This is a genomic window from Lysinibacillus phoenicis, from assembly GCF_047238325.1.
In the GTDB taxonomy this organism is placed as follows: domain Bacteria; phylum Bacillota; class Bacilli; order Bacillales_A; family Planococcaceae; genus Lysinibacillus; species Lysinibacillus irui.
Genome location: NZ_JBDFMP010000002.1, coordinates 1,165,378 through 1,178,986 on the forward strand (window position 1 = coordinate 1,165,378; position 13,609 = coordinate 1,178,986).

General features: G+C 34.2%; 15 protein-coding genes. 4 read left to right on the plus strand and 11 right to left on the minus strand.

Annotated features, from left to right (window positions below; all coding sequences use genetic code 11):
• Positions 1 to 57: 57 nt before the first annotated feature.
• From ABC382_RS07370 to ABC382_RS07385, 4 genes are read right to left on the minus strand one after another with little or no spacing between them, the layout of a single operon-like run.
• Positions 58 to 1,638, minus strand: a complete 1,581-nt coding sequence (locus tag ABC382_RS07370) for an ABC transporter substrate-binding protein (RefSeq protein WP_322610481.1) — start codon at positions 1,636 to 1,638, stop codon at positions 58 to 60.
• Positions 1,639 to 1,670: 32 nt separating this feature from the next.
• Complete coding sequence (locus ABC382_RS07375) at positions 1,671 to 2,462, minus strand: IclR family transcriptional regulator (RefSeq protein ID WP_312507643.1); 792 nt, start codon at positions 2,460 to 2,462, stop codon at positions 1,671 to 1,673.
• On the minus strand, positions 2,459 to 3,436 hold the full coding sequence (locus ABC382_RS07380; protein ID WP_312507642.1) for an ABC transporter ATP-binding protein: 978 nt from the start codon (positions 3,434 to 3,436) through the stop codon (positions 2,459 to 2,461). The genes ABC382_RS07375 and ABC382_RS07380 overlap by 4 nt, the downstream gene beginning before the upstream one ends.
• On the minus strand, positions 3,411 to 4,424 hold the full coding sequence (locus ABC382_RS07385; RefSeq protein WP_322606307.1) for an ABC transporter ATP-binding protein: 1,014 nt from the start codon (positions 4,422 to 4,424) through the stop codon (positions 3,411 to 3,413). The genes ABC382_RS07380 and ABC382_RS07385 overlap by 26 nt, the downstream gene beginning before the upstream one ends.
• Positions 4,425 to 4,975: 551 nt before the next feature.
• Here ABC382_RS07385 and ABC382_RS07390 point away from each other — a divergent pair.
• The 4 genes from ABC382_RS07390 to ABC382_RS07405 all read left to right on the plus strand — a co-directional run bounded on the left by ABC382_RS07390 (position 4,976) and on the right by ABC382_RS07405 (position 8,047).
• Complete coding sequence (locus tag ABC382_RS07390; protein WP_274797293.1) at positions 4,976 to 5,434, plus strand: chemotaxis protein CheX; 459 nt, start codon at positions 4,976 to 4,978, stop codon at positions 5,432 to 5,434.
• A 326-nt stretch (positions 5,435 to 5,760) separates the two neighbouring features.
• The gene (locus ABC382_RS07395) at positions 5,761 to 5,883 is read left to right on the plus strand and encodes a hypothetical protein (protein ID WP_009370491.1); all 123 of its coding nucleotides are present in this window, start codon (positions 5,761 to 5,763) and stop codon (positions 5,881 to 5,883) included.
• Between the two features lie 24 nt (positions 5,884 to 5,907).
• Entirely contained in the window at positions 5,908 to 6,399 is a 492-nt protein-coding gene (locus tag ABC382_RS07400) for a cupredoxin domain-containing protein (RefSeq protein ID WP_036118325.1), read from the plus strand.
• Positions 6,386 to 8,047 (plus strand): b(o/a)3-type cytochrome-c oxidase subunit 1, encoded by a 1,662-nt coding sequence (locus ABC382_RS07405; RefSeq protein ID WP_274796502.1) that lies wholly within the window; start codon positions 6,386 to 6,388, stop codon positions 8,045 to 8,047. Before ABC382_RS07400 ends, ABC382_RS07405 begins: the two co-directional genes overlap by 14 nt.
• Before the next feature lie 342 nt (positions 8,048 to 8,389).
• On the opposite strand, the gene ABC382_RS07410 is transcribed toward ABC382_RS07405, so the two are convergent.
• From ABC382_RS07410 to ABC382_RS07440, 7 genes are all read right to left on the minus strand, one after another.
• Entirely contained in the window at positions 8,390 to 8,671 is a 282-nt protein-coding gene (locus ABC382_RS07410) for a hypothetical protein (RefSeq protein ID WP_322610480.1), read from the minus strand.
• Positions 8,672 to 8,861: 190 nt separating this feature from the next.
• The gene (locus tag ABC382_RS07415) at positions 8,862 to 9,806 is read right to left on the minus strand and encodes an anti sigma factor C-terminal domain-containing protein (protein ID WP_312507639.1); all 945 of its coding nucleotides are present in this window, start codon (positions 9,804 to 9,806) and stop codon (positions 8,862 to 8,864) included.
• The gene (locus tag ABC382_RS07420; RefSeq protein WP_312507638.1) at positions 9,799 to 10,305 is read right to left on the minus strand and encodes an RNA polymerase sigma factor; all 507 of its coding nucleotides are present in this window, start codon (positions 10,303 to 10,305) and stop codon (positions 9,799 to 9,801) included. The genes ABC382_RS07415 and ABC382_RS07420 overlap by 8 nt, the downstream gene beginning before the upstream one ends.
• 297 nt (positions 10,306 to 10,602) lie before the next feature.
• A complete protein-coding gene (locus tag ABC382_RS07425) occupies positions 10,603 to 11,340 on the minus strand; it encodes a DUF3888 domain-containing protein (RefSeq protein ID WP_322606309.1) in 738 nt (245 codons plus the stop codon).
• Positions 11,341 to 12,152: 812 nt separating this feature from the next.
• Positions 12,153 to 12,605 carry a hypothetical protein gene (locus ABC382_RS07430; RefSeq protein WP_322606310.1) on the minus strand — a complete coding sequence of 151 codons (453 nt, stop codon included), beginning with the start codon at positions 12,603 to 12,605 and terminating at the stop codon, positions 12,153 to 12,155.
• Complete coding sequence (locus ABC382_RS07435; RefSeq protein WP_322610479.1) at positions 12,605 to 12,976, minus strand: RNA-binding protein; 372 nt, start codon at positions 12,974 to 12,976, stop codon at positions 12,605 to 12,607. Before ABC382_RS07435 ends, ABC382_RS07430 begins: the two co-directional genes overlap by 1 nt.
• A gap of 237 nt (positions 12,977 to 13,213) precedes the next feature.
• Positions 13,214 to 13,495: a hypothetical protein gene (locus tag ABC382_RS07440; RefSeq protein ID WP_322606313.1), complete on the minus strand. Its 282-nt coding sequence runs from the start codon at positions 13,493 to 13,495 to the stop codon at positions 13,214 to 13,216.
• Between the last annotated feature and the right edge of the window lie 114 nt (positions 13,496 to 13,609).

Below are 13,609 nucleotides of genomic sequence, written 5' to 3' on the forward strand. Positions count from 1 at the left end.
CCTCCTAATGTGAAATGAAAGAGATAGTATGCTAGCATACTATCTCATAATTTTTACTTACTCGACAGTGACACCTTCAAATCTAAAGCGGCCATCATGTGGTGGTTGGAAACCTTTTATTCGTTTATTCACTGCGTATATTTCAACCTCTGAATATAGATTTACTTCCGTTGCATCTTCATATAAAACTTCTGTTAGCTCTTTAAAGATGTTTTGTCTTTCCTCGTTATTAATAGTTGCACGCTCAGCCGCTAATAATTGTTCAACTTTTTCATTTTTATAAGATGGGTTCCAGAATTCTCCTTCGTGATACATTAAGTAAGCTGTATTATCAAAGTCTAAAGTCCAACCACCCCAGCCATTTTTATACATGTGGCCAGCTTTTCCTTGTGGTATTAATTCAGATTGGAATGTAGTATTTTCCACGCTATTAATTGAAACTTTTAATCCAACCTCTTCCAAGTAAAACGCTACTGCTTGCGCAATTTCTTTAAATGTTCCATCAGTCCCAGGGATAAAGAATTCTAATGTAGTGCCTTCAGGAATATTCGCATCAGCCAGTAATTTTTTTGCTTTTTCAGGATCATAAGGATAAGGCTCTAAATCTTTGTTATACCCAAAGGATAGATTACTTTGGAAAGAACTAATTAGGTTACCATACCCACCTAAAATTTCCTTCACGATTGTTTCCTTATCAATAGCATAGTTAATAGCTTGTCGAACACGTACATCGTCTACTGGCTTTTGTGCTGTATCAAAACGAATTGAATAAGCAGTAGGAGTAGAAACATCCATTAATTCTATAAAATCAGTTCCTTCTGCTGTCGCAGCTTGCGATACTTCTAAACGTGTCATAATATCAATATTTCCTGTTTGTAATTCTGCCAGTGCTGTTGCTGTTTCTGGGATCACCTTGAATGTAACCTTATCTAGCTTTATAGCATCTTTATTCCAATAATCATCATAACGTTCAATCACCACTTGTTTATCACGCTGATAATCCGTCATTTTAAACGGACCAGTACCTACAGGGTTCATATCAAAATTCTCAGCTCCCTGTTCTTGGATATATTTAGGTGGTACGATAACAGCACCGTATCCTGATAATTTTGTTAATAATACTGGGTCTATTGAATTTAAGTGCATAGTTACTTCATATTCACCAGTAACTTCAACATTGTCAATCGAAGTATAGTTTGAATATTGTGGACCTTTTTGACCTTCTTCTCCTAGCAAACGATCAAAGGTAAATTTAACTGCTTCAGCGTTAAATGGTTCCCCATTATGGAAGGAAACACCTTGTCTTAGTGTAAATACAATTGTCTTATCATCTTTATACTCCCAAGATTCCGCTAACCCTGGTTGTATTTCTAAATCTAAAGAACGACTTACTAATCCTTCAAATACCGATGTTGCGACTGTACTCCAATTAAGTAAAAACGTATCAATTGGATCCCAGTTTTGTGGATCTCCTGCCACGCGAATAACTAATTCATTACCACGTGATACTGCTGGGTTATCACCAGAAGATTTACCATTACTTTTATTTTCGTCCTTAGTTGAATTACTACCACTACATGCAGATAAGAAGATCATCATGCATACAAGTATTAGTACTATCCATTTTTGTTTCTTCATATTTTGTTCATCCCCTTCTGTTTTTGTGCTATTTATACACCATAAGGATATGGCATCGAATAACCTAGTTCAGTAGAAATTAATGCAGCAGTTTCCCATAGTCCTTCTAAAAATGTATTAATTTTTTCTTGCGGTAATAGTGATTCGATACCAGCTATACTAATCGAGTATTCTACTTTTCTATCACTATTGAAAATTGGTACTGCGATTGATACAGTGCCTTCTTCCAATTCTGAAACACTATAGGCATAGCCGTTGTTTTGCCCAAATTCAATTAATTCATTTATTTCTTTGTCAGTAACTGGTGTTCCACTAGCATATTTTTTACGAGGTTTTTGAAGTACCTCATTAATTTTTTCTTCTGATTGAAACGATAACAGTATTCGTGAGCAGGCACCTGCATAAAGTGGTGCTCTTCTACCCACTCGTGTATAAAGTAGAACAGGTTTTAAGCTTTCAATTTTTTCAATATATAGACCATCTGTTTCGTCCAGTACGATTAGTTGAACAGCCAAGTCAAACTTTTGTTGCAACCTCTTCATATATGGTATGGCCAATGAACGAATCTCAATTGAATTTGCAGCAATCGCTCCTAATTCAATTAGTTTATTACCAAGTAGATAATGATCACTCAATACTAACTGTCCACCACTCTGAACATAGGGACGCTTTAATACGCCTAAATCTGTAAAAGTTTTTAAAAATCTATGTAAAGTCGGTTTAGGAATATCTGTTTCAATTGCTAGCTCGTCTAATCGCCATGAAGGTTTTTCCTCAGTGAATAATGTTAAAATGTTGATACCTTTTTCTAATGTTTTGCTCATAATAATCGCTCCATTTGTTCTTCATAAAGTAAGCATGAAACTTCATGCTTATCGCCGACTTTTTCTAATTTTGGAGATGTCACTTTACATATTTCCATGCAATTTGGGCATCGTGTATGAAACGTGCATCCCGATGGTGGATTAGCAGGATTAGGAACATCTCCACTAAGCACAATACGCTCCTTTATTTTTGAAGGATGTGATTTTGGTAAAGCTGAAAGCAATGCTTTTGTGTATGGATGTTTAGGATTATTAAATAACTCATGTTTGTCTGCCATTTCCACCAACTTTCCTAAGTACATCACTCCTATACGATCACAAAAATGGTGCACTACACTTAAATCATGGGAAATAAAGATATAGGTAAGGTTCATTTCTTTTTTTAAGTCTTTCATTATATTCAAAACTTGTGATTGAATCGATACATCTAGAGCTGATACAGGTTCATCTGCCACAATTAATTTTGGATTGGATACTAATGCTCTTGCAATTCCAATTCGTTGTCTTTGACCGCCTGAAAATTCATGTGGAAAACGCTCTAATTGTTTTTTTGTTAGTCCGACCTGATTGGCTACCTCATAAACTCGTTGCTTCCGCTCTTCCTTAGTACCTATCCCAAAATTAACTAAAGGTTCTTCAATTATTTTAAAAACCTTCATTCGAGGATTAAGTGACGAAAAAGGATCTTGGAAAATTATTTGCATATCACGGCGTTTTTGACGTACCTCTTTTGGACTTAGAGTAGAAATATTTTCACCGTTCAACAAAATTTCTCCATCAGTCGGGGAAAGAAGTTGGATTATTGTTTTCCCCATCGTTGACTTTCCACATCCTGATTCACCAACAATCCCCAAAACCTCTCCTTCATTAACATAAAAAGAAACATCATCTACCGCTTTTAAATTTGCCGAGCGAGATCCTTTTACTGGAAAATACTTCTTTAAGTGTTTAACTTCTAATAGCGGGCTGCTCATTGACATTTCCTCCTTCCACTTCATCCTTTTCATATAGCCAACATCTAACTGTACTACCAATAGATGTTGTGAATAATCCCGGTTTCTTTTTGCATTTTTCAGTTGCAAATTCACATCGATCGAAAAATCTACAACCGGATGGCATATCAGATGGTGATGGCACAACACCTACAATAGAAGGAAGATACTCTTGCTCCGATTCAATATCTGGTAAAGAGTTCAATAATCCTTTAGTATACGGGTGGAGAGGATGATCAAATAAATCCAACACATTCGCTTCTTCCACAATTTCACCAGCGTACATGACAATTACTCTCTCACATATTTCCGCCACTACCCCCAGATCATGGGTTATTAAAATAATTGACATATCAAGTTTTTCTTGAATATCTTTCATCAAATCTAAAATCTGAGCTTGAATCGTCACATCTAATGCAGTAGTAGGTTCATCTGCTATTAATATTTCTGGTCCACATGCTAATGCCATGGCGATCATAACCCGCTGGCGCATTCCTCCTGATAATTGGTGTGGATACTCATTGACAACTTTATCAGGACGAGGAATACCCACGAGACGAAGCATATCTACCGCGCGTTCATGTGCTTCTTTCTTTGAAATATTTTCATGACTAAGAATCATTTCAACAATTTGTGAACCAACTTTATACACTGGATTTAGAGAGCTCATCGGTTCCTGAAATATCATGGAAATTTTTTTCCCACGAATCTTTCGCCATTCCTTCTTCGATCTTTTATTAATTTGTTTATGATCTATGTAAATTTCTCCACTTTGCCAATCCACCCCATTAGGTAGCAATCCCATTAAAGATAGGGATGTCATACTCTTTCCACAACCAGATTCCCCCACAATACCCAACGTTTCTCCTTTTTCCAATCGGAAAGAAATACCATTAACAATAGCTATATCTTTTTTATTTTGTTGAATACCTACTTTTAACTCTTTTACTTCTAAAATATTTAAATCCATTTTTACCCCTCCGTTCCAAAATATGAAACGCAATTCCATTTTTTAAAATCTTATCAGAAAATAAAAGAGTATTTCAATAGTTTTCAGAAAAAATTAAAAATTCGATATAGTAAAATTATTCTTATAAAATAAATTGTTTAAAAGTGTTCTTTGCTTTACTAGATGATGTATTACTGCGAAATATAGGGTGTTTCCTAATCTTAAAATTTAGTTAAACATAAAAAAGCATGGTTCCGATTACTCGAACCATGCTAAAAATTGTTATAGTATTAAATCTTATTTTAAATGCGCAGTCGCCTGTTTCATGACGTATTTTCCAACTCCAATATAAATCACTACAGCTGCTCCTATCAATACGAATGTCATTGCTGACCGCTCCTTTTCATATTAAATAATATCTTTTTCATTAGGCTTTCAGACCATTACACTGAATTTGAAAATCATTCTCAATAATATATTATAAATTTCCTGTTAATTCGTCAAGACATACTTTCATCTTACCCTTTCTACATGGTAAGATGTAGAAAAGTCGGAAAAAGGATGCGGTAATGATGAGTAATTCGAAGTACTTTCAAACTATTTTAAATGGGACAATTCACGCTTTAAAATCCATTCTTCCTATGGACATAGAAGTAAAGTCGCCTAGTATTATTTCTGAACCCTTTCAACAGCAACAAATGGGCGTTTTAATTGGCTTAATTGGGGATGTAAAGGGGCGTGTGATTATTGATTCCTCTCCTGAAGTCTTTAGCGGTATTGGTAGTACTATGTTCGGTATGCCTTTGGAGGGAGAAATGCTAGAATCCTTTACTGGGGAATTTGGTAACATGATTGCAGGAAATTTATGTACAGCTGTTGGGCAAGAAAGCTTAGAAATTGATATCACTCCGCCAACGGTGATGGTGGGCAACACAAAATTATACGGCTTTGAAAAAGCATTTGCTCTCCCAGTCTCGGTTCCAAGTGTTGGTGCACTAACAGTTCTACTAACGATTGAGGAAGAAGAATAGAAACTTAGAATCTATTTCAAATAAGACATTGTATGCAGAAGCCTATTGCATTTATGTATATTCGTTATTTGCAAGTTAGTTTTTTGTCTGTGGAATCCCCCACTCTCCTTCCAATCTATAGTTTTTACTAAAATTAAGCAAAATACAATAAACGGACAAGCCATCTCAATGACTTTTGAGATGGCTTGTCTTTTTCTCTTCCCAATTCTTCACACTTTCTTCACATAAACCCTCTAGATGTGTGATTTTTTTCACATCAAAATCAAATGGATTTTTATATGATGTCAGTAAGAAACACCACAATAAAAAGCGTAGGAGGAGCAAAAATGGCAAACAAAAAGAAGTCAGATGAGAATTTAAAAGGTTCACTCTATGCAGTTTTTGGAGTAGGCATTATCATCATTTTACTTTGGGTGTACTGCTTCGATTTATTCATTGGACGGTTTTAATTTACGAAGAAGGGACAGAAACATATGCACATACATAAGTATGAGAAGTATTGGCTTGTGTTCGGAGTTGCTACTTTAGTAGCATTCCTCATCATTCTCGGTATCGGGGCATTTCACCAAGGCTCCCATCCGAACAATGGGAAAAAAACACTAGATTACGAGAAAGTAAAAGAGACAGCACCTTTTGATAATCCAGGTGTCCATAAAGTAGAGGGAAAGGATTGGGATTATGAGGTAGTAGTCGTAGCCTCAGCATTTAATTATAATCCTCCACAAATTGAGGTACCACTTGGTGCTAAGGTGAAATTCATTGCAACAAGTGAGGATGTTATGCACGGTTTTGAGGTGGCAGGTACAAATATCAACATGATGCTTGAGCCTGGCTATATTTCGGAATATGTAACAGAAGTAAATAAGGTAGGCGAGTTTTTAATCGTATGTAATGAGTATTGTGGTACAGGACATACGATGATGCACTCTATGCTAAAGGTGGTGGATTCAAATGAGTCACACTAATTCAATGACAAAAGTAGATCGACGCGATGCAAAGCTAGCCATGGCACATATTTACGTGGCATTCATCGCTTTATTATTAGGTGGTCTAGCAGGTTTATTACAAGTATTTGTACGTTCTGGACAATTTACATTACCAGCTGGCATTGGCTATTATCAAGTATTAACAGTACACGGCGTATTACTTGGTCTTATTTTAACTACATTCTTTATTTATGGCTTCCAAATCGCTAGTGTTAGTCGTACTTCTGGTACTTTCACAAATGGACAGCGCAGACTTGGATGGATCGGTTTCTGGTTAATGACAATCGGTACAGCTGCTGCTGCAACAATGGTTTTATTGAATAAAGCAACGGTTCTTTATACATTCTATGCACCACTAAAAGCGCATTGGATTTTCTATTTAGGCCTGACATTAGTCGTGGTTGGTTCTTGGGTTGGCGGCGCGGGTCAAATTTTACGTTATGCACAGTGGCGCAAAGAAAATAAAGGTAGTGGACAACGCAGTCCTTTATTATCGTTTATGGTGGTTGTCAATAATTTAATGTGGTTTGTCGCAACGCTTGGTGTAGCAGCTTCTGTCTTAATTCAGCTGTTGCCATGGTCATTAGGTTTAGTTGAACGTGTCGATGTTGCATTATCCCGTACCCTTTTCTGGTATTTCGGTCATGCACTTGTATACTTCTGGCTACTACCAGCGTATATGGTTTGGTACGTCGTTATTCCAAAAGTAATTGGCGGGAAAATTTTCTCAGATTCTCTAGCAAGACTTTCCTTTATGCTGTTCTTAATTTTCTCTGTACCTGTTGGGATTCACCATCAGTTAACAGAGCCTGGTATTGATGGGACTTGGAAATTCATTCAAGTTGTTTTAACATTCGCTGTCATTGTTCCTTCTCTTATGACCGCCTTCTCGATGTTTGCGATGTTCGAATTACGTGGTCGTGAATTAGGTGGTAAAGGACTGTTCGGCTGGTTTAAAAAATTACCGTGGAAAGATGCTCGTTTCTTCGTGCCATTTATCGGTATGGTGGCGTTTATTCCTGGTGGTGCTGGCGGGATCGTCAATGCCTCCTATCAAATGAACCAATTAATCCATAATACCATTTGGGTAACGGGCCATTTCCACTTAACCATTGCTACAGCAGTCGTTTTAACTTACTTCGGTGCGGCCTTCTGGTTAATTCCACATTTAACTGGCCGTACGTTAACGAAATCTTTAAATAATCTTAGTAATTTCGCTGGTATCCTATGGGCTACAGGTATGACCATTATGTCTTCTGCTATGCATATTGCCGGACTAATCGGTGCGCCTCGTCGCTCAGATTACTCAGAATATGGTGGTGCTTCACAGGCATATGATTGGATTCCATATCAAATCGCACAAGCTGTTGGTGGAACAATTCTCTTTATCGCCATTCTAGTCATCCTATACATTGTGGTGAAATTGGCTTGGTTTGCGCCTAAAGGTGAAGAAGAATTCCCTGTAGGGGATGTACATGCACTTAGCGGTCCAACACCAGCCATTTTAGAAAATTTCAAAGTATGGCTTGTTATTTTAGTAGCCTTAATTTTATTTGCTTACACAGTACCAATTATCGATATTATTTCAAACTCACCAGCTGGCTCTAAAGGCTATCAATTGTGGTAAACATCTCTTCATGAAAAAGGCGATTTCTCTGCAACGAGAAATCGCCTTTTTATATCTTAAAGCAGATAAATTTGTATACTTTTCTTGTAAATAGCCTGCTAGGTACTTAGCATTTAAGCCTTCCACTGTCGCTTCCTATTGTTTTGATCCGCAAACCCTTATTGAAATTACCTTGTTCCTTTAGTTTAAGTGAAAATCTTCACAATTTCTTTGCTCCATAACAATGCATTGCTTAAGAAAATTGCCCTTTAATAGAATAACTAGTTTTCATTTTATGTTTTTTAAGTGTGTTTCCAAAATTGCGTTTGGGTACGTTATTTTGTATATGTTAGTATATTTAAATTATTTTTTATTTTTAAGTTCTAAAAGTATAGGTGCTATATTTAGTAAGATAGAAACAATTGTCAGAAACCAAAACGCTTTATTCATATTAGGTACTTCCCTTAAAGCCGACCAATCTTCACCTATTATCCAATTAGATACAAGGCTATGTTCTGCACAAAGTGTCAATGCTGTAAATGATAACCCCAATGCCATTGCCAATTTATAATCTTTGCAAGTTCCATACATATAAAGATTTATAAATGTTATAACTATCGTAATAAGACCTAATATTAACCACATAATACCTCCATCATACTTTCATTTTTCAATATAGACATAAATTGTAAGTATATGGTTCCCATAAACCTTTCGTTATAGAATGTTATTTAATAATATGGCCTTTCCATGAATAAAGTCGCTTTCCTTAATTTCAGAAATGCGCCCGATCGTGGAATACTCGAAATTGCAAAACAATATTATTTCTTTTATCCTAATAATTTTCAATGACTCCTCCAAGTGAAGAAGCTTTAATGTTAGGATTCTCAAGGATTTCTTTTAATTCTTCCTTCGTTCCATAAACGACCACCCCTAATATTTCTATATCCTCTAACTTTATATCTTTCATCTTGTTAAAAGCATTCTGGTGATCAGGAGAAATACTCATTTGCAGTAAGTCTAAAAATTGTTTATACTCACCTTCTAAATCATGGATTGAAATATAAGGCGTATTTATTGAGAAACCTAGTGCATCTTTTTCTCTAATAAATGTTGAGGACCAATCGTTTTCTTTTGCCTCTTTTTGAAACTCGTTTAACTGTTCACTACTATAAGTGTCTATCCAAAACCATGTCATTTCAGGAAGTTGTATAAAAATTTCATTTGGTTTGTAAGGCTGATCAAAGGAAAGTGCTACCTCATAAACTTTGTCTCCCTGTATACCATTAATCAACTGTTTATCATCTTTATATTGTTTATAAGGTACATTGGGGTGGAAAAACAGCATTTCTCTCCAACCATTTTCTTTATAACTAAATTGCCAATCTTCACCTGTACTTCCCACGTTTCCACCTGAACTTCTTGAAATTAAAACAGATGGGATTAGACCAAATGAATATTGTTTTTGTTCTATAACGACCGATTTAATTTTAAAGTCCTTTGAAATTTCATAGTTGCTTATCCCACCTAATAACCCCCTCGAATCCACAGTTTCACTTATGTATCCATTAGGAGTGCTGAGACGGACAAAAGCATCCCAATGCTTAAATGCCTTTTGGCTAAAATGTGATGAAATAGCTAAATTAGCTATGTTTAAGATAACAAATACCACCAAAGAAACAAAAATAGTGATAATAATCATCTTTATTTTTCCTCTTCTCACTGCCTTTTTGATTTTCTTTTCATCATAAAGATAAAGATCGTCTGAAAAATCATCCATGTAGATTCCTCCACTTCTTTTGAAATTCTTTCCTTGCCCGAAATAAATATGTCCTAATCGTTTCTTCCTTCATCCCTAGTAATAAAGCAATCTCTTTATAACTAAGTTCAAGCTCGTATTTTAATAGTAAGAGCTGCTTATAAATTTCTTGTATGCGTTCTAAAACGAGTGAAATTTCTTGATTCATTTCGATAGTTAGAACGCTCAATTCAGTATTATGGTCATTGGCAAAATTGTTCCAGAAGCGATGATCATCAATAGAAATAGCCCTTTCTATCCCTTTTTTCTTTAACCACTTTTTAAATTCATTCATTGCAATGGTAAAAATATAAGAAAGAGCTTTCTCTGAAGGAACACCACTACTATAAGCGATAAATTTCGTATAACTCTCTTGAACAATATCTTCTGCATCTTCATGACTACAACCGTTCTTTTTTAAATAGAAATAAATCATTTTTGCTTGTTTATTGTATATATCCAACAATAGATGTGAATCCATAGCTCCTCCTTTCAAAGTCTTCATTAATAAAGAGTCTATTTTTGTAAAAAGGTTTACAGCAAATCTGGAAAAACTTCAAAAATACGGATTACTCGTGTTAGATTTAGGAACAATAAAAACTGAATTAAGTTAATGTAATGGCTAATTCTTATACAAGAATACTCTCTTTGCTAAAATAAAAAGCTACTCTTCTTTTGAAGAATAGCTACTTTAGTTGAATACCAATTGGAGAAGGATATCTTTCAATTTAGCAAAATCCATTTTGAATGCCAGCATTAAATACCAAATAATGAAGCATTATACATACTTTTTAAATGATAAAAAAATTATACCATCGGACTTTTTGAAGAGTATATAACCTGAGTCGTCTTTTAAAAAGGTAACAGGGTCAATAATATTTTTGTTGGGCAACTTTTTTTCAGGAAGCAATATGTTGGTTGCTATTTCTTCTGCAATAGTAAAAAGGGATTTAAATTCATTATTTACTTCTGCTTGGTATTGCAATTGGTTGTATGTGTAAGCAGTGTAATGATCTAAATTCAAATTAAATGACTGTTTTATATCTGAAAACGTTGCTTTATAAAATTCATCTATGTCCTTTTCTAATTTATCGCCCTTATGTTGAAAGCTAATTGTTTTAACACCAAATGGGTCTATTTTGAAAGTCATTGTTTCCTTACCATTGGGGGGATCATGTGCATGTTCAAAGGTTGTGACTTGGACTTTTACAATAAAGTCAAACTGACCCCCATACCTATTGATACTCAAAATTTTAGCATCATATAAACCATATTGCTTTAGGTAACCATAATAATTAATAATTTCCTTTTCTAAGGATGGATATAGTGTTGTAAGCAACGTATCATATATGATCTTATAATCAGGTTGCTCACTTTGAGAATTAAGATTTCCTGAAGTTGTTAACAAAGCATCTTTATATAAGTCCTCATTCGAGAGTTTTTCTGTAACCATGTCATAATTAGTAAAATAGATAGTAAGAAAAACAAAAGATAATATTCCAATGATTTTCTTCATCGTATACTCCTTTAATTTAGAGTTAATTTAGAAGTACTTTCCCCAGAAATCATTTAATTATTCTTCAACAATATGGCCCTTAAACTGCAAAAGACACATTTCTTATTAAAGAAATGCGCCCGATTGTTGAATATCGTTATTGAACTAAAGCACCCCGTTATTGGAATAAGAAGCTTAGGATAGGAGGTGATAACAATAATAGTAGTGCAAATGTAATCAGCCATTTTGTTAATGTTTTTGAGAGTTTGTCTTTTACATCACCTTTATACCATCCACTAAATTGTAGTTTATTTCGATATAAAATAGTAAATATAATTAAAATTGAGATTGTCATCATTATTCCATAAGTATTCGAATATTTCATCCCTAATTTTTGGTAGGTACGAACAATAATATTGCCTGAAATAAAATAAAAAATTATGAGTAAAAAAAACATTCTTATGAACTCCAATAGTATCCTCATTACAATCACTCTCCAAACTTTTATTTAATAGTTATTCACCGTATATATCTACATTGTTATTTAACTATCCGGCTTCGTTAGTTCAAGAAAAAAAGAGCTGACTATGCAACTCAATAATCTTCATGAAAAGCACCCATATAGTTTAAGTAGGGATTTCTTCACAAACTTGTCTTTATTAACACTAATTAATTATTACTATTTATATGCTTATTTATTTTTTCTTCTGTCAATGATAAACCATTTTGAGATTCCAAGTATTAGTATTAAAAGTGGTATTCCCTGGATGAAGAGAAATCCTGTCCAAAAATCATTTATAGTGCTGGTCGGGGAGGCTGTTGCCATTACAATACTAGGTGAATGGAACTACGGTATACTTTAGCCATCCGGTACATTTTAATTTCCTTATATCTCTAACTTCCCCATCCTTTCCGACTACAAAAAGAATATTGTTTTCAGGATAATCTTCATCTAAAGAAGTCACTGAATTTTGTTCGTAAGATACCACCTGTATATTTAAAAAATACTTCCCTTCACACAACACTTTACTTTCTTTAAAATCGTTTAAAATATCAATGGCTTTCGGGATTGTATTGTTATTTTCGTAAACATTGAACTTATAATGAAAATTAATAACTGACTCATTGTTCAAAGGATACAACGATTCATTTTCATCGCTTGTTAGTGATGGTAATAATGAATTGGTGTCTATTTTTTCTTTCTTTCTAAGGTCATCAATTAGCCTTTTTTTTTGACCTTTTTCAATATTAAAATCAAGATAATAATTTTTTGAAGGTTCATCCATTAAATGGTATTTTTGATAATCTGATTGGATGCCTCGATAAGTTCGGGATGTTGTTGAATATATGCTTCTTTAAATAGTTGTAAATAAACATCGTCACTTTCGTTAGGAATAAATTGATTTGTTTCTCGATTAAAGGCTAATGTGAGATTTACATGATAAGGTTTATAGATTTCTACATAACCATACTTACTTTCACCACGCTCACCATCATTTTTAGCACTTAGTATGTTGTAGTTCTTTATTCCGTAGTTTTCCAAATGATTTTCAACATTTTCTTCTACATATTTTTTGGGGTTTTCACAGCCCATTAACAAAAGGAGCAAAAAAGCAATTATAATAGCAAGATTTTTTTTGAACAATTTAAAATACATAACCAAAACCTCTCATCAATTTTGATATTATTTCCTTTAACTCAATTCTTATAAATCCTTGTTTGCCTTTAAGTTCAAATGCATATTGTTTTGTTTCAACCATATCAAAATACAAGTTATTTTAACAGATCCTTATTCCACTAAACTGCCAAGTTAGTTAAAGTATAACCTTCCCAAAGCGTGGCTTGGGGATGTTTGTACTTAACGTTGTAAGCCTGTAAAAACTTCAATAAGTAATTATTTTTTATTTTTTAGTTCTAAAAGTATAGGTGCTATATTTAGTAAGATAGAAACAATTGTCAGAAACCAAAACGCCTTATTCATATTAGGTATTTCCCTTAAAGCCGACCAATCTTCAACTTTTATCCAATTAGATACAAGGCTATGTTCTGCACAGAGTGTCAATGCTGTAAATGATATCCCCATTGCCATTGCCAATTTATAATCTTTACCTGTCCCATACATAAAAAGATTTATACAAGTTGCTACTATAGCAATAAGACCTAATATTAACCACATAATGACACCTCCCTTTTTCAATATAGACATAGATTGTAATTAAATTATTCCCAAACCATTGTTTGGCAATCTTTCATTAAAGAATGTTATTCTATAATATGGCCCTATAATGAG

What these genes read in the sequence shown, in the direction of transcription:
- ABC382_RS07385 (WP_322606307.1), bottom strand. Translation starts at nt 4,424, where the DNA reads ATGGATTTAAATATTTTAGAAGTAAAAGAGTTAAAAGTAGGTATTCAA.
- ABC382_RS07420 (WP_312507638.1), bottom strand. Translation starts at nt 10,305, where the DNA reads ATGGATTCACATCTATTGTTGGATATATACAATAAACAAGCAAAAATG.
- ABC382_RS07410 (WP_322610480.1), bottom strand. Translation starts at nt 8,671, where the DNA reads ATGTGGTTAATATTAGGTCTTATTACGATAGTTATAACATTTATAAAT.
- ABC382_RS07375 (WP_312507643.1), bottom strand. Translation starts at nt 2,462, where the DNA reads ATGAGCAAAACATTAGAAAAAGGTATCAACATTTTAACATTATTCACT.
- ABC382_RS07380 (WP_312507642.1), bottom strand. Translation starts at nt 3,436, where the DNA reads ATGAGCAGCCCGCTATTAGAAGTTAAACACTTAAAGAAGTATTTTCCA.
- ABC382_RS07440 (WP_322606313.1), bottom strand. Translation starts at nt 13,495, where the DNA reads ATGTGGTTAATATTAGGTCTTATTGCTATAGTAGCAACTTGTATAAAT.
- ABC382_RS07395 (WP_009370491.1), top strand. Translation starts at nt 5,761, where the DNA reads ATGGCAAACAAAAAGAAGTCAGATGAGAATTTAAAAGGTTCACTCTAT.
- ABC382_RS07390 (WP_274797293.1), top strand. Translation starts at nt 4,976, where the DNA reads ATGAGTAATTCGAAGTACTTTCAAACTATTTTAAATGGGACAATTCAC.
- ABC382_RS07425 (WP_322606309.1), bottom strand. Translation starts at nt 11,340, where the DNA reads ATGAAGAAAATCATTGGAATATTATCTTTTGTTTTTCTTACTATCTAT.
- ABC382_RS07370 (WP_322610481.1), bottom strand. Translation starts at nt 1,638, where the DNA reads ATGAAGAAACAAAAATGGATAGTACTAATACTTGTATGCATGATGATC.
- ABC382_RS07415 (WP_312507639.1), bottom strand. Translation starts at nt 9,806, where the DNA reads ATGGATGATTTTTCAGACGATCTTTATCTTTATGATGAAAAGAAAATC.
- ABC382_RS07405 (WP_274796502.1), top strand. Translation starts at nt 6,386, where the DNA reads ATGAGTCACACTAATTCAATGACAAAAGTAGATCGACGCGATGCAAAG.
- ABC382_RS07400 (WP_036118325.1), top strand. Translation starts at nt 5,908, where the DNA reads ATGCACATACATAAGTATGAGAAGTATTGGCTTGTGTTCGGAGTTGCT.
- ABC382_RS07430 (WP_322606310.1), bottom strand. Translation starts at nt 12,605, where the DNA reads ATGGATGAACCTTCAAAAAATTATTATCTTGATTTTAATATTGAAAAA.
- ABC382_RS07435 (WP_322610479.1), bottom strand. Translation starts at nt 12,976, where the DNA reads ATGTATTTTAAATTGTTCAAAAAAAATCTTGCTATTATAATTGCTTTT.